The sequence below is a fragment of the Photobacterium sp. DNB23_23_1 genome, assembly GCF_052873815.1.
On sequence record NZ_JBNNXT010000053.1, the window covers coordinates 1 to 18,798 of the forward strand.

Below are 18,798 nucleotides of genomic sequence, written 5' to 3' on the forward strand. Positions count from 1 at the left end.
CCATCTGTCGTCTTTAAAACGATGGTTATGGCTGCTTGATATTAGAGGGTGTCGCACTTCGGAGTTGAATTCGGGAGCCGGGAAAAATAGTTAACTAGCTCGCAAATATATTATTCCTACACTAAACTTTCGAACAGGAATTTTCTTCCTCTCTTTTGGGATCACTCTTTTTCTGCTCTTTTTCATGGATGCTACAAGACGGAATTGGTACCAGAATTATGGCAATTGCCATTGTGTTGATAGTGATGGTTGTGGCATCCATTACCTTTCATTTTCTAAGCCCATGGTGGCTAACCCCTGCGTCATCCAATTGGGGCGAGATCGACGGTGCCCTTAACCTGACCTTGGTGATCACCGGTGCGTTTTTCATTGTGATCAATTTAATGATTGCTTGGTTCGTGATCAAATACCGCCACCGCAGAGGACACAAATCGACTTACCAACCAGATAACAAACGCCTTGAAGCCTGGTTAATTGGCTTAACGACCGTTGCTATTATTGGTCTCTTAGCTCCGGGGTTGGTGGTGTACGGCAAGTTCGTTGCTGTACCCGATGATGCAAAAGAAGTTGAAGTTATCGGCGAACAGTGGAAATGGAGCTTTCGTTTTCCAGGTGAAGACAATCAACTCGGTAAATCAGATGTCCGTTTTATCAGTTCGACGAACCCATTAGGGCTTGATCCTGATGATCCGGCCTCTAATGACGATAAAATCATATTGAGCCCAGAGTTACATCTACCCCTATATTCTCCTTATAAGTTTCTGCTTAGATCCAAAGATGTTTTGCATGATTTCAACGTCCCGCAATTTCGCGCCAAGATGGATATGGTGCCCGGCACCGTCACCCACTTTTGGCTCACCCCAACCCGGCGTGGCACCTTCGATATCTTGTGCGCCGAGCTCTGTGGCGTTGGACATTTCAATATGCGCGGCAGAGTTGTTGTAGAAGATGACGCCCAATTTGGCCGTTGGCTTGCTAAACAGCCTACCTTTGCCCAAACCCAACAACCTGCATCAGAAGTAAATCAGCCGATCACCGACCCTGTCGAACACGGCAAAACACTTTCTGAAGTGAATGGCTGTATCGGGTGCCACAGTATCGATGGTAAACCCGGCGTTGGCCCAACTTGGCTCGGGCTCTATGGTAAAACCGAAATAATGTCTGATGACACGAAAGCACTGGTCGACGATGAATACCTCAAAGTCGCCATCCTCAACGCCAATGCCGAAGTAGTCAAAGGCTACCCTGCCATCATGCCGGTATATCAATTTAACGATCAGGAAGTGGCGGCCATCATTGCTTACATTAAGGCGGTGTCATCGCCACAAACTCATTCCAATGAAGCAGATCCCGGCGGAGCCGATAACGAGGGAGCAGAATAATGTTCGAAACCAGCCCCTACGCAATGAAGAAGCGTCCGCAATCTTTCTGGACCCAATATGTCTGGAGCCAAGACCACAAGGTTATCGCCGTCCAATATACGCTAACCGCCATTGCGATGGGTATGATTGCGCTGGTACTTTCATGGATCATGCGGCTGCAGCTTGGTTTTCCCGGCAAGTTCGATTTCATCGATGTCGACCTGTACTATCAATCGATGACCCTGCACGGCATGATCATGGTCGTTTATCTACTTACAGCCTTATTCCTGGGCGGGTTCGGTAACTATCTCATTCCCTTGATGGTCGGGGCTCGGGATATGGTTTTCCCCTTCCTCAATATGCTCAGTTACTGGTTCTACTTGCTGGCATCACTAATCCTAATCGCGAGCTTCTTCGTTACTGGTGGGCCGACAGGGGCAGGATGGACGCTATACCCCCCTCAAGCCATTATGCCCGGCACCCCGGGGACAGACTGGGGGATAGTGTTAATGCTGATCTCACTGGCAGTATTCATTGTCGCCGCGACCATGGGCGGTCTGAACTATGTCACCACAGTACTGCAAGCCCGTACAGAGGGGATGACCTTGCTCAGAATGCCACTCACCGTATGGGGGATCTTCACTGCTTCGGCTATGGCCTTGCTGGCTTTCCCTGCTTTATTGGTCAGCGCGATTATGATGCTGTTCGATAAACTGCTCGGTTCGAGCTTCTTTATGCCAGCGATATATTCCTTGGGTCAGCAGACAGGCTACGACGGCGGTAGTCCTATCCTGTTCCAGCACTTGTTCTGGTTCTTCGGCCACCCCGAAGTGTATATCGTTGCCCTACCCGCGTTTGGGATTGTCTCGGATCTCATCAGTATTCATGCCCGCAAAAATATCTTTGGCTACAAGATGATGGTCTGGGCTATCTTGGGAATCGCGGCACTCAGCTTTATTGTTTGGGCCCACCATATGTATGTCAGTGGCATGAATCCCTACTTTGGTTTTTTCTTTGCCACCACCACCTTAGTCATTGCGGTGCCGACGGCAATCAAGGTCTACAACTGGCTATTTACCCTCTGGCGTGGTGATATTCATCTCAACCTACCGATGCTTTTCGCTATCGCTTTTATGAGTAGCTTTATCATCGGCGGGCTAACCGGTCTGTTCCTTGGCAATGTGATCGTCGATATCCCGCTTTCCGATACCTATTTTGTGGTAGCGCACTTCCACATGGTAATGGGAGTATCACCGATTTTGGTTATTTTCGGCGGGATATATCATTGGTACCCGAAAGTCACCGGCAAAATGATGAACCCTGTGATGGGTCATATCCATTTTTGGGTCACCTTCCTTGGCACCTACGCCATTTATTTCCCGATGCACTACCTCGGGATCCTCGGCATGCCAAGACGTTACTACAACTGGGATGATTACAGCTTTATTCCAGAGTCGGCTCAATCCATGAACGCCTTTATCACGATTGCCGCTTTAATTGTTGGGGCTGCGCAGATCCTCTTTCTTATCAATCTATTCTGGAGCTGGAAGTTTGGCAAAGTGGCCGACAGTAACCCATGGAAAGCGACGTCACTGGAATGGTTCACCCCAGACACGCCACCTAAACACGGTAACTGGGGAGAAGAGCTCCCTGTGGTTTATCGCTGGGCCTATGACTTCAGTGTCCTCGGTCATGACAAAGACTACATACCACAAACGCAGCCACCGGAAGCACCGCAGACTGAACCTGAGCCATCCTCTGCCTCATCCGGCGGGAGTGGCAGCGAGCCAACGGCAAAGGCCAATAAGGAGCGATCATGAACAAGCCACTACAAACGCTCACCCAAGATCCTGACGCTCGTTACGCCAGCCAACGCCAAGCGCCAACATCCACGGCGGTATGGTTGCTTATCGCCGTTATCACGATGTTCTTTTTCCTATTTACGGTTGCTTACCGGATCAGAATGACGCTGCCTGACTGGCAAGCTGTCAACGAACCTTGGCAACTTGCTGTCAGCACGGTGATGCTAGTGATGAGCTGTATCACCATCCACCTGTGCTATCGCAAATCAGCACTGCTGCCATCATTGCGTGCCAGCCACACCCTGTTAATTTGGTCTGTCGCATTTACTTTGGGGTTTGTCTTTAGCCAACTGTGGGCTTGGCAAGCACTACTATCGGCCAACTTGGGCGTTGGGGCGAACCCAGCGGCAAGCTTTTTTTATTTATTGACAGGATTGCACGGGTTACACGTGCTTGGTGGACTCATTGCCCTGAGCTGGGTGGTTTTCCATGCTGGGAGCGGCCATCGCAACCAACTCTATCCTGCACTTAGGCTTTGTACCCGCTACTGGCATTTCTTATTATTCGTCTGGCTGTTTTTACTCGGCCTACTCCGACTGACGTAATGGGAGGTTACCCCCATGCCTCGTTCTATTTATACCGATGACCACCCAACTCACCACGCGTGGGCATCAATAGTCAACGACTACTCTGCTGACAAAGCGGTTTTCAATGTTTCATCCAACAAAACCATGATGTGGATATTTTTGCTCAGCGATATCTTCGTCTTTGGCTGTTTTTTGGTCGGGTACATGGCAGTGCGTATGACAACCACCGAACCTTGGCCGATTCCCAGTGACGTTTTTGCCCTCACAATTGCAGGGCAATCTATTCCATTGGTATTGATTGCCATCATGACATTTATCCTCATCACCAGCAGCGGCACCATGGCTATGGCGGTTAACTGTGGTTATCAACAAAAGCGCGGTGTTACCGCCTTGCTCATGCTGATCACCGCTTTATTTGGCCTCAGCTTTGTTGGAATGCAAGCGTTTGAGTGGACTAAGCTGATAGAAGATGGCTTCCGTCCTTGGGAGAACGAGGCTGGCGCGACCCAATTTGGTGCCTGCTTTTTCATGATCACAGGATTCCATGGCTTGCATGTCTCCGTTGGGGTGATTTATCTGCTTATTGTGGCTTGGAAAGTCTGGCGGGGAGATTATGAGCGTCGAGGAAGCAGTAAACAACAAAGCAATTATGAAATCGTTGAAATCGCTGGCTTGTACTGGCACTTCGTCGACCTAGTTTGGGTCTTCATCTTTGCGTTTTTCTATCTCTGGTAGGGGGCACGCATATGACTAGCTCAACCAAAACTAACACACAGCAAAAACACCCCATAAGCCTTTACTTGGGGATCTGGTTGCTCCTGTTTGTGTTGAGTGCCTTATCTTATATGGTGGATTTCTACCAATTAGAAGGAATGCTGAGATGGAGTTTGATATTGCTCTTTATGGCCATTAAAGCAGGTCTAATTGCCAGTATCTTCATGCACATGCTATGGGAGCGGATGGCATTGGTCTGCACTATATTCCTGCCACCTCTGGTACTCTTGGTGCTTATCGCCCTAATGATCAGCGAAGCTGATTATATCTTTGCACTTCGGGAGATGTTCTTCAGTTAACCGCCAGCCTATGCCTATAGAGTTATTTTGCTTCGATACGGTAAAATGCAGGCAATGAAGGTGGGGCAGCCTGCCAAGCGTTGCCCCCCTGCATTTTTTGATAACTATAACCAAATAGTGCTGTCATAAACTCTCCACTATAAGGTGAAGCCTCTTCCGGCGCTTCAAAGTCTTCATCAATATACGCTAAGTTGAAATTCATGCCCTGCTGGTGAGCATTATGGTAAATATGCTCAACATCTCCTATCCCCTGATTAAGCATTAAGGTATTGATTGCCCTCTCGCTGATATGACTCAATCGGTAAGAAACCGGTTGAAAATCAGACTTTAGACTACCGTTTCGAATAACATAGAGATTTTGTTCTACTTTAATATCACTCAAATCGACCCATGATGGGGTAAAAAAGACTTGGCGTACCACCCCACCATCGACATGCAGTTCATCGAAATGTTGACCGCCTTGTTCAAATTCGATTTTCCTGGCCGGAAATGCCCCCGGTACTGAACTACTTGCAATGATTAACTCTTGGATCAATGCTGTCGCTTGTGGCGTGCCATAATTGGCAATTCTGCCAATATTCCACAAAGCCAAACGTTGGTTGTCAATATTGGCAGTCCCAATCATCAGTTGCCGGCCACTTTCGGTCTGCTTCGCAATCTCACGGACTAAATCATCGGTCACAATTTGACGGACTTTTTGCTCAAACGGAGAGGTATCAAGAATCGACTGGTGCCTAACAAGAGAAAATAAATTTCTGTAGCGAAAAAGGTCATTAAAGTCTGTCTCTGTGTACAGTTCAGTCAGCACATCATCATAATCACTGCCAAGAAAGGCAAACACAGAAACGATTGCCCCTGTCGAGATCCCAGTGACAACATCAAAATGCGGCCTATCGCCTTGTTCAGTCCAAGCCGTCAAAATACCGGCTGAAAATGCACCATTGAACCCACCTCCCGATAAGGCCAAGTAGTTTAGGCTTGGCTTATTCTGATGCTCCTCGATCCAACTGTCCGTGTTGGTTTGGATCATGGCATTTAACCCTTCAGGATTAAATTCATCCCACATCCGGATCTCCTCAAATGAATGAGGCATCATGGTATAAGTTAGAGGATCAGCACTGCGCTCCGTACTGCTGCAGGCAGAGAGTAAAACCACTAACAATAATCCTACCCAGCGCTGCATCATTCACCCCCCTCCATTTCCACTACCAATATTGTATTGGCAGTGGCTGTCGCAATACTGAATAAAGCTTTGAATATGATATAGGAAAACCCCAAAACAAATAAAAAAACCCGCCAAAGCAATCACTTTGGCGGGCTTATATTTAAATCAGATGATTTCTATTAGAACCAAGATACAATCTTATCCATTTAAAACCCTTCGATCGGGCATGAATCGATATCGAGCAATGCCGCAGCTGTCATGGCTAACTGGAGTTAATTCATCTTTATAAATTGGTATTTATCGCGAATTTGTGAGTTAAAGTAGCCCCCCTTTGAACCCGCCTCATGGAAACCCTCTAGGACGTTGCGAGGTACGTATACATAGCGGTATGACGAGTTGTCGTGAAACTCAATGTCCAACACTTCGCTATGAATACTGTACCCATAACTATTGATAGATGAGCTATTTGCCCTATGTTGTTCTGTGAGCGGCATAGGGACGAATTGCCGTGCAATATCTTTGATGCTTATTGATGCCCTATGGCTCTGCCCTTGCTTATCGAGATAGGACGTTGTGAGTGCATGTCCAGTCCAGTCACTAAAGGTAAACGAGTTATTATAATTTGCCGGAACAGCGCCTAGTGTGTGTCTAACAGCGGCCATAATAAAATCATTATCGTTAGTAATATGGTCTACCAATTCTGGGAAATAATACTGACCAGTTGTTCCACCGACAGAGCTCGTTGGCAATGCAAAGCCGAAATACCCAAGCATCGGATACTGAAGCAATGTAGAACCATCTTGGTATGTAAATGAACTATACATACCATCAAGGAGAGCGTTAGCATAGAAATTACCTTGGCTATGCCCAATTATCATGGTCCTCTTACATTCATTTAGCAGGCTGGTTAACTTAGCAACAGAGCGGGTATATGTGCCATCCTGACCATAGGTATTGTCAATTTCAGCCAAAATACTATTAAGTACAGTGGTAGTTTCAGTAACATCATCTTGCAACGATTCCGCTGCTTCGAAGCCGCTAAACAAACTCGCTATCTCGGCTTGTGAGGCCTCGCTGACGCTTAATTCAGAAAACTTATGTTTAGCCACCTGCTCAAATTGCGATAAGAAAGATTCACTTGGATTGTGCTCACCATCGACGATAACGCCTGAATTCGTCACGTCCAATTCAGCGAGATTTTGGCCATAAAAGCGTTTTATTTCTAGTATGTTTTGAGAAAATGCCTCGCTGTTCGTGAACATTCCATTTACATAAAACAGGTTAAACTTATCCACATTTTGGGTGCAGTTAGCGTACGTATACGACGAAGGAACCAGAGCGGATAGTATTAGTAATAAGTGTCTCATTTTTGTCCCTTTTAATCGTAAATTGCACAGTCTTCTTCTGAAACTTCTTTAGGCCTTTCATGGTTGTTGGCCTCAAGCAGTTTCACTTGAGCTTTGCGGTATGCTGCTGATCTATCGATTGTTGTGAAATACAATCGATTTACAGAGATGTATTTACGATCGGCTTTTTTCTTTTGGTAAATACAGCTATAAATGAATGATGACTCGTATAAGGCGTCGCTTGCGAATTTCTTAGATATCGGTTCGTCAGAAAAGAAAACTTCCGTCATTAAACGCCATTGGATGGCAGCGGCACTGGCTAGCTTGATATCGCCTTCTGAACTGTAGTTTTCGGCGATGATAGTTTCAAATTCATCGCTGATACCGTTTTTATTCGTATCTTTACCTAGAATGGCTTCCTTACTTTCTGGGTCTGGTTTTTCCGTCGGTGGATCTACGGGTTTGACATTACCAACAATCTTAATCCAATGCCCGCTGACGTTAGGTGCAGCTTTTTTATTCCACTGTTTTGATAGGTATATATCACCATTGTAGGCAACAATATCACCACCAGTATATGTGGTATCAGCATTCCACTCAGGGTTTGTCTCGTTTAGTTTAATCCAACCATCCCATTTATTATCATTGTCTACTGGTTGTGTTCCTTGATTCCAGTGCGTAGAAACATAAACAACCCCGTTACTTTCAACAATATCGCCTACATTATATTGAGCATCTTTATCCCATTTATCGTATGCAAAAGCCTTTGCATTGAAAAATGCTAAAAAAAGCAGTAACCACCATTTATTTTTCATTAAATTCCCTTTCTATAAATAATTTAACTAACTCTCACAAAACTTGAACGTTTTATTTTCCTTGCTAAATGAGTAAGCAACTTAATCTATCAAAATTTCATAGCTGTCTCTGTTATTTAATCGTCTCCCTGTAACGCTTGGGTCAACTCGCTCAATAATGCTGTTGGTTTTAGATTGGCTTTTGACCCCATAGGTAACCCAGTCATTTAAAGAAATTTATCCGTTACATTAACAAGGAAGCCACTCTTGTCGGTTCTGTAACTTTTCTTCCGTTATATCGTGATTTAGCATGATGATTTAAAATGAGCGTTTCTTTTTCACCATGACTTATTATTAATTTTAGAACACGCCTCTCATCTATAAAGTTAGAGTTTTTTTGTCAAAAAAAATCAGTTATTTTGTCTGCGTTTTTTAAATTCCTAGACTCAAGTCGATATATCACACCTTACGTACCATATAGGAAAGGTTCATATCATCAGTGCTATCATCATCCATGATTACACTCCATTTATCGGGCGTAAAATAGCGCTCGACAGAATATCTATCCCGAACTTCCTGCAGTGCAATTACATCTACATCGCCCAACTTGTCAGCAACGTATTGGTAATTGATCACCCGCCCTTTATTCATGCAGGCTGATAAGAATTTACTGTTATATGTGGCTACTCGAAGAGTATCTTCAGCCAGTGCTGAGGGGAAAACTATCTGGCTCAGGAATATAAGAAGAGATAGTATCTTTTTCATGAAATTAACTTTCCGTTATAAATAACAGAAAAATATCAATCCTGAATGGTAAACGTAACAATATCAGGTCACGTTTCGGGATTACCTTTAATAAATTTTCATTGTCTACTTTGTTTGTTTCAATTTATCTAGATGCATTGCACAATTTCATAAAAAAATCGATGTAGGGTGTATGTATATACTAGCTCCCCCTCTAATGCTCAACAACATGAACTATACAGGCGTTGTTGACTCAAGCTGTAAAATCATTTTGCTATTATTCAGTGATCAGAAAGTTTAAAGTATTCCATAAAAACATAGATACTATCCGTGAGTCGTAGGTGGAAAAGTGGGTAATAGAGTATCGACATAGGCCAACCTGAAACTTACCCCCAAAGCAGAAGCTAGTTACACCTCATAGCATCAATAACCCAGCAAAACGTAACTACAACAGAGCCTCATTCAAAGGTGTCACTTTAAATGAGGCTTTTGTATGGAAAAACTGAGTCAGTTATAAGCGCCAGCAGAGTAAGTTAGCTCATAGCTATGGGAATAGATTTCCAGAATATTGCCGAACGGGTCTTCCATATAGATCATGCGGTAAGGCTTCTCTCCCGGGTAGTAGTAACGAGGCGCTTTCATCCGTTTTTTACCACCAGCAGCAACCACTTTCTCGGCTAAGCCTTCAACATCGGGATCCTGCACACAGAAATGAAAGATACCGGTTTTCCAATACTCGAAATTATCTTCAGGGTTCTTATAGAATTTTACTGCAGCTTCGAGATCCGGTACCGAGATACCAATATGGGAGAACGTTCGTGGATAAGGGTTCATCGTTTCACCTCTCTAACAGCCTGAAGGCACTCATTGCCCTCAATTGTGGTGGGAAGATGATGAAAGGATAGTTGCCTTTAGGGGAAATATGAAATTAATGCCTGAGTTTGGTTCGACAAATTTACTTAATAAAAATATAGAGTTACGTATTACTCACTACGCCTGTCTTAGGCTAATCGAACACTTTATTGATCTATCCAGGTTTTGCTGAGATAACGATAGATTGCAGTTTGCTCGCCTGCCGACAAGGACCAACCCAACTGATGGTGGCGCCACAGAATATCCTCAGCAAACACAACATAGTCTTCGCTGATTAGGTAATCAATTTCTGCGGAATAAATATCGCCCGTAATTAAGTCCCCCATATCTTCGGGAGATTCGACGCCTGCCAAGAAGTGAAACACCTCTTCACCAAACAATGCAACGTACCTATTTCGGGCACTGGACGGTATCCAGCTGAAATTTCCTGCAAGCCAACTGGAAACCTCGTCAACCTTGCCATTACCACGATCATAACCAGCCAATATGGAAACAGAAATCAGCATTTGCTCAAGGCGGTTAATACCCCCTTTTATAGCAAGGTCCATTTTTTGATATAAAAGCCGCCAATCAGCAATGGGAAATACACGAAATTCAGCTAGCATCAGATTCTTCATTAATCAGAAATGATGTGCCCTTGCTACCGGCAAAGGCACTAATTATCAAACGACTGGATTAGTCGATAAGTTGATTATTTTCATCAAAGAAAGGGTAAGGCCCGTCAGCATCATCAATATAGCTGATATGGCTGGTGACCCCTTGCGGTGACAAGCTAAACAGCTGAATAGCTACTGGCTCTAACGAAAAAGACGATGGCGCATTGGGATCGAGATCCAGTGACACCGAATGGCTGTGGGAAGGACCCACCCATACCGGTAGTCCCTGCCAAGTAGCAAAAATAGGCCGATGCAAGTGTCCCGCAACAATACCTTTAACATGGGGATAGCGCTGCAATACCTGGCAAAGCTCATCGTCATTGAGCAGCTTCTGGACATCCATATGTGACAAGCCCACAGCCATTGGAGGGTGGTGCATAAACAGCAAGGTTGGTTGACCTTGGCAATGCGCCAATTCCTTATCCAACCACTCCAGAGAAGACTGTGCCAACATCCCATATGGCTTGCCAATCACGGAAGTATCAAGCCCTATCAATTGGTATCCCCCCTCCGATTCGGAGAAATGGCAATACTCATGCTCGGCGAACGTGGCAATAGAGCCAAGCGCTTCACGCAAGTGAGTACGGTGGTCGTGGTTACCCGGTACCACCTTAAGTTTAGGCTTGAGTTTGGCTAACTCAGGATAAATCACCTCGTACTCACAAGGCTCACCAAAGTCCGCTAAATCACCGGTAATAACAACCATATCTGGCATAGGTTTGAGGTTATTGATGTGCTCAACGGCATTTTGAAGACATTTTAGGGTATCAACCTTACGGTATGCCTGTTTTCCCGCCTTCTTGATATGCAGATCAGTTAATTGTGCGATCAACATGAATTATTGCCCCTTCAACAAGACGACACGTTGCGGGTTAAACACCAACACGATATTTTGCTGATCGGTGTACTCCTCACGGGCAAAGCAATCGACGCAAACAGGTTCCTGCTCCTCACCCACTTCTACCATAACTCGGGTTCTATCACCCAGGAATACACTGGACGTCACCTTACCCGGTACTCCCTGCTGCCCAACTGGAAATAGTTCGATATCTTCAGGGCGAACCATTGCCGTTACCGCCTTTCCGGTTTCGACCCCATGCAGAAGATCCGATGAAAGGGGCATGGCAGCACCTTCACCTAAATCAAGTACATCGCCTGAGCGAACACCAACCAGGTAATTCATCTGGCCAATAAAGTCAGCAACAAATTTACTTTTCGGCGCTAGGTAAATGTCTTCGGCACTGCCTATTTGGGCTATTTCACCATGTTCCAGCACAGCGATACGATCACCCATCACCATGGCTTCTTCCTGATCATGTGTTACGTAAATCGCAGTAATACCCAAGCGTTTTAGCAGCGCATTGATATCGGTGCGCAAGCGCTTCTTCAGCTGAGCATCCAATGCCGAAAGCGGTTCATCCAACAACAGAACCTGAGGCTGGGTAATAATCGCCCGAGCCAAGGCAACACGCTGGCGCTGACCACCAGATAATTGATCAATACTGCGGTTGGCATAAGGTGTCAGGTCAAACATTTCAAGCATTTCCGCCACTTTAGGCTGGCGAAGCTCTTTCTTCTCACCCCGAACACGCAGGCCGTACTCAATGTTTTCAGTGACATTCATGTTAGGGAACAAGGCGTAAGACTGGAAAACCATACCAACTCGGCGTGACTCAATCGGCAACTGGGTGACATCCTGATCACCAAACATGATCTGGCTGCCTTCATCGGCAAACTCGAGGCCGGCAATCAATCGCAGTGTGGTTGTCTTGCCGCACCCCGATGGGCCAAGCAGCACCAGAATCTCCCCGGCGTCAATGTCCAAATCCAATGGCTTTAGCGCTAGGGTACCGTCGTCAAACGTCTTTTGAACATTTTTTAGCGTAATGGCAACGCTGGAACTTTTTAAACTCATTATTTGTTATCTCACTGAAAGTCGCTGCTATTTCGCTGCTTTCTTGTTAAACATCTGCGCTGCCACAAGCAAAGGCATAATCAAGCACAAGAAGATCAAGGTATAGGCTGAGCTCACTTCAAGCCGCATCGAGGCATAGGAGTCAGCCAAGCCGACCGGCAAGGTTTTGGTCAACGGCGTATGAAGCATCCATGTCAGGTTGAATTCGCCAACCGACAGGGTCAGGGTCATCAAAATACCGCTGATAATGCCCGTTCTGCAATTCGGTACAATCACATGAAAGAATCGCTGCCAGAATGTCGCGCCCAAACTTGCAGCCCCTTCTTCCAATACTTTGAAGTTGATACTGTTTAGCACAGCCAATACCGACTTCACCATAAAGGGCAAGGTGAAAATAACGTGACCGACGAGGATAAATAACCAACTGCTACGGAAATCACTGAATCCACCGTAAACAGAAATAATACCCAATGAAATTGCCATACCCGGAATTGCAATCGGTAGGGTTAGGCACTCTTCAAAAAACGCGCTGAATTTGGTGCGTTTACTGGCAAGGTAGTAGGCACATGGCACCCCCACTAGCATGTTAATAACGGTAGTAGCCAATGCAATTTGTAGTGTTAGCCATATAGTATCTGAATATAGCGTCCATACCTGCTCAACCCATTTCAATGTGAGGCCACTCTTCACCCCAACAAAATAATTATTGGTCAAGCCAGCGGTAATTGACATCAACACCGGAACAATCAAAAAGGCACAAGTCAGAATAGTGAACAGCAGCTGGGCATAGAAGAACTTATATTTTCTCATCACTTAACCTCCCATACTGACAGATGCAGCACCTTTTATTCGTGCAACAGCCAAACAAATCCAGGTTATACCACCTAGTACCAGGCTAAGTGCCGCCGCCATGGCAAAATTGGCATTAAGCGTAAACTCGGTATAAATCGTCATCGGTAACACATTGATATTGGTTGCCAATGTGAAAGCGGTACCAAATGCCCCCATTGAGGTGGCAAAGCACACCGAACCCGATGAAATCAAACCAGGAGTCAGCGCCGGCAGGGTAATATCCCTTAGGATTTGCCAGCGGTTAGCCCCTAGGGATCGCCCTGCTTCGAGCAAGCTATGATCCAACTTTTCAGCCGCGCCCATCACCGTCAGCACGACCCGAGGAATGGAGAAATACAAATAACCGAGGAACAGACCTGCCATGGTGTAGGCAAACATCCAGCGCTCACCGGTTAGAGCCAGGCTAATTTGGGCAATCAGCCCCTGACGGCCTGCCAGCATGATGACGAAAAAGCCGATGACCACGCCCGGAAAGGCCAATGGGAAACTCAGCATCGCGACCAGCAATGACTTGCCTTTAAAGTCATTCTTAGTCAGGAATAAGCCAATAACGGTTGAAATGACCAAACTGGCCAAGGTTACCAATACCGACAAAACAATGGTGGAAAGTAAGCTCGAGTAATAAGCTGGACGAGTCAATATATACCAGTAACTCATTCCACCGTCGCTCTCAAATGACAGCCAAAATAGCTTTGCCACCGGCAACAAGAAAAAAGCAAGGCTAATTATTAAAGCTGGAATAATTAGCAAACCATGATGTATTTTTTTATTCATGCCACTAGAGGGCAGGGTTACCCCCACCCTATTAATTAGTTAACTTCGTTAAGGTAACGCTCTGCGAAATGATTCTGTGCTTCAGCCATTTTGCCAAAATCTACAGTAACCGCGCGCTCATAATCTGCATCTGGCAAGAACTTAGATTGGGTCTCTTCGCTCATTGTGCCTGCGATAACTGGTCTCAGGTATGCCTCGGCCCAATGCTGCTGACCTTTTTCAGACAACACATAATCCAAAACTTGTCGGCCATTTTCTTTGTTCGGTGAGTTCTTCACGGCGCTCATGACATAAGGCACCACGATGGAACCCTCCGTTGGGATCACAAACTCGATATTGGCCATATCGTTATATTTAGCCCGGTAAGCATTGAAATCATAATCAAGCAGAATAGGGATCTCACCCGAAATAACACGAGCATAAGCCGTCTGGCGCGGAACCATAGGGCGGTTTTTCTTTAACTGCTGGAAGTATTCAATAGCTGGAGTAAAGTTGTCCAGATCGCCCCCCATCGCTTCGTTGACCGCAACCGCACTGGCATAGCCGGCAAAAGCACTGGTTGGGTCAAGGTAACCCACCATGCCACGGTACTCAGGCTTTAGTAAATCATCCCAAGATTGTGGTACTTCTGCCCCATCAAGGGCATCGGCATTAACAAAGAAGCCCATAGTGCCTGAATGGATAGCAAACCATTTACCTTCAGGATCCTTCAGCCCTTCGGGGATTTGTTCCCAGTTAGCCGGTTTGTAAGATTCAACGACGCCTTGTGCGGCAGCATTAATCCCGAAAGACACCCCATAGTAAACCACATCGGCAACCGGGCTGTTCTTCTCCGCAACTAGCTGAGAAAGCGCCTGGCCAGAGTTTTTGTTGTCCATAGGGACACTGATACCCAGGTCTTTTTTGATTTCAATAAGCTGCCCACCCCAGTTGGCCCACTCTGGCGGACAGTTGTAACAAATCGCGTCTGCTGCCTGAACGGCTGTGGTGGCGAAACCCATGGTCAACAATGCCACTTTTGACAGGTGTTTACATTTCATCATTTCATTCCAATCCAATGAATAAGTTGGTGTTACGCATCTATTGCCGACACAGTGCCTTCCAAACTCAACTGAAAATCCAGTTCGCGCTGTAATGAAAGGTCGGTGTTATGTTTTGAATTAAATAAAAGGTCTACCGCACAGCTACCCATCGTTTTATGGGGAACCCTTACTGTTGCCAACGGTGGATGGACAATTTGCCCTAGAGACATACCATCAAATCCTACGACCGATACCTCATCGGGTACTCTCACCCCCGCCAGACTAAAGTGATTAATCATCTTCAGAGCCAGTAAATCATTGCTACAGAACCAAGCTGTCGCCATGGCAGCAGTGATGACCTCTTTATGTTGGTTATAAGGTGTCATCTCTGTTGGGTCTACCTGGAGCAGCAAAGACAATTCCGCTTTGTTATCTTCCTCAATCCGCTGTTTAAAACCTTCATATCGCTGCCTTGCCCTGTCAGAAGCACTGAAGTGTCCCGCAGCAACCCCTAATCGGTAGTGGCCCATGGCAATTAACTCATCCGCTACCAGCCAGCCGGCCCTGAAATTATCAACAAACACCGATGGCTCCTGATCGGCGGATTTGTTGTAAAGCAGGCAAATTGGAAAGTTAAAGTCTTTGAGCAATGCCAGTGCTTCATTTTGCTCAGTATTGGCCACGGTCAAAATCACCCCGCCAACCCGCTGGCGAATAAGGTCGACAACTGCCTGTTGCTCACGCCCTTTGTCATATTGCGTATCCACAATAATGGTGGAGTAGCCAAAATGGCGGGCACGTTCTTGTATAGCGGCGACGATCTCTGAGAACACCGGGTTCAACAAACTTGGGATCAACACACCTATGGTTGGATTGTGATTCATTTCAATCCGTTTGGCTTTTTGCTTCGGGTTATACCCTGTCGCTTCAACCACCTTCCCAATACGCTCGCGGGTCTGCTGGCAAATCGAGCCGGTATTATTCAAATACCGCGACACAGTTGCCGGAGAAACACCCGCCAACGCGGCTACATCTTTAATATTCATGTCCCCTCCCAAGGAATGAAGGGCAGAATAGGGGCTAGAAATGACGATTTTGTGACAAGAAAAGCCAAAAAGTCACTTAATCGCATATTTTTCGCAGAGTTTAATGGATTTTAACGACAACTTTCACCATGAAATGCATTTGTTTCATGCTGATTCCTAGTCTGTTCCATGATTTATTGAATCAACAAAAAATACGACGAAGATCACAGTTACACCAATCTGGATAAGTCGTTGATCAAGTATTTGCACTGGAAAAATCGTTGTTATCAAGGCCAGTATTGCAGCGACTAGTGGCTCTAATTACAAAATATCTAACGCAGAGAACAGCTATTTTAACCTGCAAGGCTGATCAAATATTTATGTAGGTTGGTAATATCAGAGACAAGCAATTAGCAAGTAAACAACATACCGGAATCAGTGATGTTGGAGAGTCATGGTTGGATTATTGAAGCTGATTGAGGGTAAAGACGACTTAGTGTAATTCATTCGAGCCACCATTGCACAATGGTGGCTCTTTGTTGCCTATTGATCAGTGTCGACCAGTTGCGGTAGACAGCTAAATATTTCGCCTCCTATAAACCTTGAGCTACCTCCTAGCTCTCGTTCAATACGGATAACCTCATTCCACTTCACCATCCGCTCACTTCGGGTAAATGATCCGACTTTAAGCTGACCAGAATTGGTGGCGACTGCGAGATGGCTAATAAAGGCATCTTCTGTTTCCCCAGAGCGCGCCGAGACGACAGGTAACCACCCAGCTTCTTGGGTCACCTTGATAGCCTCAAGGGTTTCCGACACCGTTCCGATCTGGTTTAGCTTGATCAGCACACTATTTGCCAGTTTTTGCTCAATACCTTGCTTGATGCGCTCAATGTTCGTGGTGAAAAGATCATCACCAATCACCTGAATACGATCGCCAACCAAAGCTGTGAAACGTTGCCACATATCGAAATCTGTATCAGCAAATGGATCTTCAATCGACAGCACCGGATATTTCTCACACCAATCCAACATCAGAGCCAAAAATGCTTCTGGGGTGTAGCTTTTGCCATCTAGCGGGAGATGATATTTACCCTCGGAATACAAATCACTGGCAGCAATATCGAGAGAAATTGATACTTCCTCACCCGGTAAATAGCCCGCTTTCTCAATTGCCTCCACAACAAACTGGAAAATCTCATCATGGCTATCAAATGTCGGCCAGAACCCACCTTCATCAGCTGCACCTGCCAATAGCCCGCGATTCTTCAACAGACTCTCTGCAGTGCGGTAAATGTTATATGTCACCTCCAATGTTTCCTGATAACTCTTCGCTCCATTGACGATTAGCAAGAAGTCTTGGATGTCTGTTCGCCACTGGGCATGGGCACCACCGCCCACTAATTGTATTTCAGGTAGCGGTAGCAAGTTCCCCTTACCATCTTGAGTCAATGATTCAAATAATGGTTGTTGATTTATTTTGGCTCTCGCATCTGCGACCGCCAACGAAACAGACAAAATAGCATTAGCTCCCAGACGAGACTTATTGGCCGTACCATCGAGATCGCACATGATCTTGTCGATCACCGACTGTGAATCAATGCTCACTCCTTTCAATACCGGACCAATTTCATTTTGTACATTTTGGATGGCCTTAAATACTGACTTGCCAAGGAAACGTTTCATATCATCATCACGAAGCTCCAAAGCCTCGAACTGACCTGTCGACGCCCCTGACGGTACCATCCCCACTCCCTTGATACCGTTATCGAGTTCGACTATCGCTTCAACCGTCGGTTGCCCTCGGGAGTCAAATATCTGATAAGCATCAACTGACTGTATTTTCATTACTCACTACTCCTTCCAATACCTGATCCAAGTTATCGAATTTCATGTTTAGCCATTGAATAATCTGCTCTCTGATGACATTTTTTTCATCTGGTGAGAGGTATTCCACTGGTGACTTACCATCGATACGGGCCAACATCATCATCAAGGTGAGTTGCACCACCTTGGCCTCACACACAACGTCATAACGCTCATCGCCGATTGTTTTCCGATAACGGGAATGAAACGCTTTAGCTAAATCTAGATATTTCCTATTGCGGAAATGACTCGCTTTAAGCAATAAGTGATGGAGTAAGAAAGCAACATCAAAGGCAGGGTCGCCATACCAGGCCACTTCACAATCGACGATTTTAATTTCCTCGTCAGACACCAAAATATTCTTGGGGCTGAAATCACCATGGACCAGGCAGTGCTTGGTATTAGCAACATCACCGCACAGCGATTTTATCTCATCCGCTAGTTGTGGATGTTTATCAATCATCGACTCAAAGTAAGGCTCTAGGCGTAGTTCGTAAAAATTACTATCTGATTTGAACAAGTTCTGTGCAATCTCCTCATGCCAGCTAACCTTGTGAATCGAAGCGAGGATAACGCCGATTTTTTTAGCAACAACAACCGAGGTATCCCCTTGCATTAATGCTTTTTTCCAATCTTTGAAGCTCTCGGGGAAAAATTCCATCGTAAATAGTCTTTCTTCTTCAAAGGAGTGCAAAATTTTGGGCACATATTGCGGAAACTGTTTTCCGACATATTTTAGATAACGCTGTTCGAACAAGTTTCGGCTAGTATCTGCAAACCAGTCCTGCTCGACTTTCAGCTTTTCCAATGCCCGTTTTGCTACGATTTTTTTATCATGATCTTCAACAAGATAAATTTCACAGCTAACCCCACCGGTCAGTGGGGTTGCCGTAGCATGATCTTGTGATATCACCTGATGTTTCTTGAGGATATCGAGTACCAT

Annotated in this window: 19 protein-coding genes; 5 read left to right on the forward strand and 14 right to left on the reverse strand. The window is 45.5% G+C overall.

Translation table 11 applies throughout. From position 1 onward, the window contains the following. Nucleotides 1-218 precede the first annotated feature (218 nt). Genes ACVA53_RS22455 through ACVA53_RS22475 form a run of 5 tightly spaced genes read left to right on the forward strand, consistent with a single transcriptional unit; the run spans nt 219 to nt 4,823 of the window. Nucleotides 219-1,382: a cytochrome c oxidase subunit II gene (locus tag ACVA53_RS22455; protein ID WP_446506301.1), complete on the forward strand. Its 1,164-nt coding sequence runs from the start codon at nt 219-221 to the stop codon at nt 1,380-1,382. Beyond that, entirely contained in the window at nt 1,382-3,181 is a 1,800-nt protein-coding gene (ctaD, locus tag ACVA53_RS22460; protein WP_446506302.1) for a cytochrome c oxidase subunit I, read from the forward strand. Before ACVA53_RS22455 ends, ctaD begins: the two co-directional genes overlap by 1 nt. Further along, nucleotides 3,178-3,768 (forward strand): cytochrome c oxidase subunit 3, encoded by a 591-nt coding sequence (locus tag ACVA53_RS22465; protein WP_446506303.1) that lies wholly within the window; start codon nt 3,178-3,180, stop codon nt 3,766-3,768. Before ctaD ends, ACVA53_RS22465 begins: the two co-directional genes overlap by 4 nt. 15 nt (nt 3,769-3,783) lie before the next feature. Then, a complete protein-coding gene (locus ACVA53_RS22470) occupies nt 3,784-4,485 on the forward strand; it encodes a heme-copper oxidase subunit III family protein (RefSeq protein ID WP_446506304.1) in 702 nt (233 codons plus the stop codon). A gap of 11 nt (nt 4,486-4,496) precedes the next feature. Then, nucleotides 4,497-4,823, forward strand: coding sequence for a cytochrome C oxidase subunit IV family protein (locus ACVA53_RS22475; RefSeq protein WP_446506305.1), 327 nt, complete (start codon nt 4,497-4,499; stop codon nt 4,821-4,823). A 22-nt stretch (nt 4,824-4,845) separates the two neighbouring features. Here the strand turns inward: ACVA53_RS22475 and ACVA53_RS22480 are convergent, their stop codons facing one another. The 14 genes from ACVA53_RS22480 to ACVA53_RS22545 form a co-directional block, all read right to left on the reverse strand. Next, on the reverse strand, nt 4,846-6,009 hold the full coding sequence (locus ACVA53_RS22480; protein WP_446506306.1) for a patatin-like phospholipase family protein: 1,164 nt from the start codon (nt 6,007-6,009) through the stop codon (nt 4,846-4,848). Between the two features lie 251 nt (nt 6,010-6,260). Next, on the reverse strand, nt 6,261-7,283 hold the full coding sequence (locus ACVA53_RS22485) for a KTSC domain-containing protein (RefSeq protein ID WP_255044946.1): 1,023 nt from the start codon (nt 7,281-7,283) through the stop codon (nt 6,261-6,263). A gap of 83 nt (nt 7,284-7,366) precedes the next feature. After that, nucleotides 7,367-8,149, reverse strand: a complete 783-nt coding sequence (locus ACVA53_RS22490; RefSeq protein WP_446506307.1) for a carbohydrate-binding protein — start codon at nt 8,147-8,149, stop codon at nt 7,367-7,369. A gap of 438 nt (nt 8,150-8,587) precedes the next feature. Further along, nucleotides 8,588-8,893, reverse strand: a complete 306-nt coding sequence (locus ACVA53_RS22495) for a hypothetical protein (RefSeq protein ID WP_446506308.1) — start codon at nt 8,891-8,893, stop codon at nt 8,588-8,590. 486 nt (nt 8,894-9,379) lie between these two features. Next, nucleotides 9,380-9,706: a VOC family protein gene (locus tag ACVA53_RS22500; protein ID WP_446506309.1), complete on the reverse strand. Its 327-nt coding sequence runs from the start codon at nt 9,704-9,706 to the stop codon at nt 9,380-9,382. 185 nt (nt 9,707-9,891) lie between these two features. After that, complete coding sequence (locus ACVA53_RS22505) at nt 9,892-10,350, reverse strand: hypothetical protein (protein WP_446506310.1); 459 nt, start codon at nt 10,348-10,350, stop codon at nt 9,892-9,894. Between the two features lie 70 nt (nt 10,351-10,420). Beyond that, on the reverse strand, nt 10,421-11,236 hold the full coding sequence (locus ACVA53_RS22510) for a phosphodiesterase (RefSeq protein ID WP_446506311.1): 816 nt from the start codon (nt 11,234-11,236) through the stop codon (nt 10,421-10,423). A gap of 3 nt (nt 11,237-11,239) precedes the next feature. Further along, a complete protein-coding gene (locus tag ACVA53_RS22515; protein WP_446506312.1) occupies nt 11,240-12,316 on the reverse strand; it encodes an ABC transporter ATP-binding protein in 1,077 nt (358 codons plus the stop codon). A gap of 27 nt (nt 12,317-12,343) precedes the next feature. Then, complete coding sequence (locus tag ACVA53_RS22520; RefSeq protein WP_446506313.1) at nt 12,344-13,126, reverse strand: ABC transporter permease; 783 nt, start codon at nt 13,124-13,126, stop codon at nt 12,344-12,346. Between the two features lie 3 nt (nt 13,127-13,129). Continuing rightward, nucleotides 13,130-13,942, reverse strand: coding sequence for an ABC transporter permease (locus ACVA53_RS22525; protein WP_446506314.1), 813 nt, complete (start codon nt 13,940-13,942; stop codon nt 13,130-13,132). 35 nt (nt 13,943-13,977) lie between these two features. Next, nucleotides 13,978-14,982, reverse strand: a complete 1,005-nt coding sequence (locus ACVA53_RS22530; protein WP_446506330.1) for an ABC transporter substrate-binding protein — start codon at nt 14,980-14,982, stop codon at nt 13,978-13,980. Nucleotides 14,983-15,014: 32 nt separating this feature from the next. Beyond that, nucleotides 15,015-16,010, reverse strand: coding sequence for a substrate-binding domain-containing protein (locus ACVA53_RS22535; RefSeq protein WP_446506315.1), 996 nt, complete (start codon nt 16,008-16,010; stop codon nt 15,015-15,017). Between the two features lie 522 nt (nt 16,011-16,532). After that, nucleotides 16,533-17,837, reverse strand: coding sequence for a phosphopyruvate hydratase (gene eno / locus ACVA53_RS22540; RefSeq protein WP_446506316.1), 1,305 nt, complete (start codon nt 17,835-17,837; stop codon nt 16,533-16,535). Then, entirely contained in the window at nt 17,818-18,798 is a 981-nt protein-coding gene (locus ACVA53_RS22545; protein WP_446506317.1) for a phosphotransferase, read from the reverse strand. Before ACVA53_RS22545 ends, eno begins: the two co-directional genes overlap by 20 nt.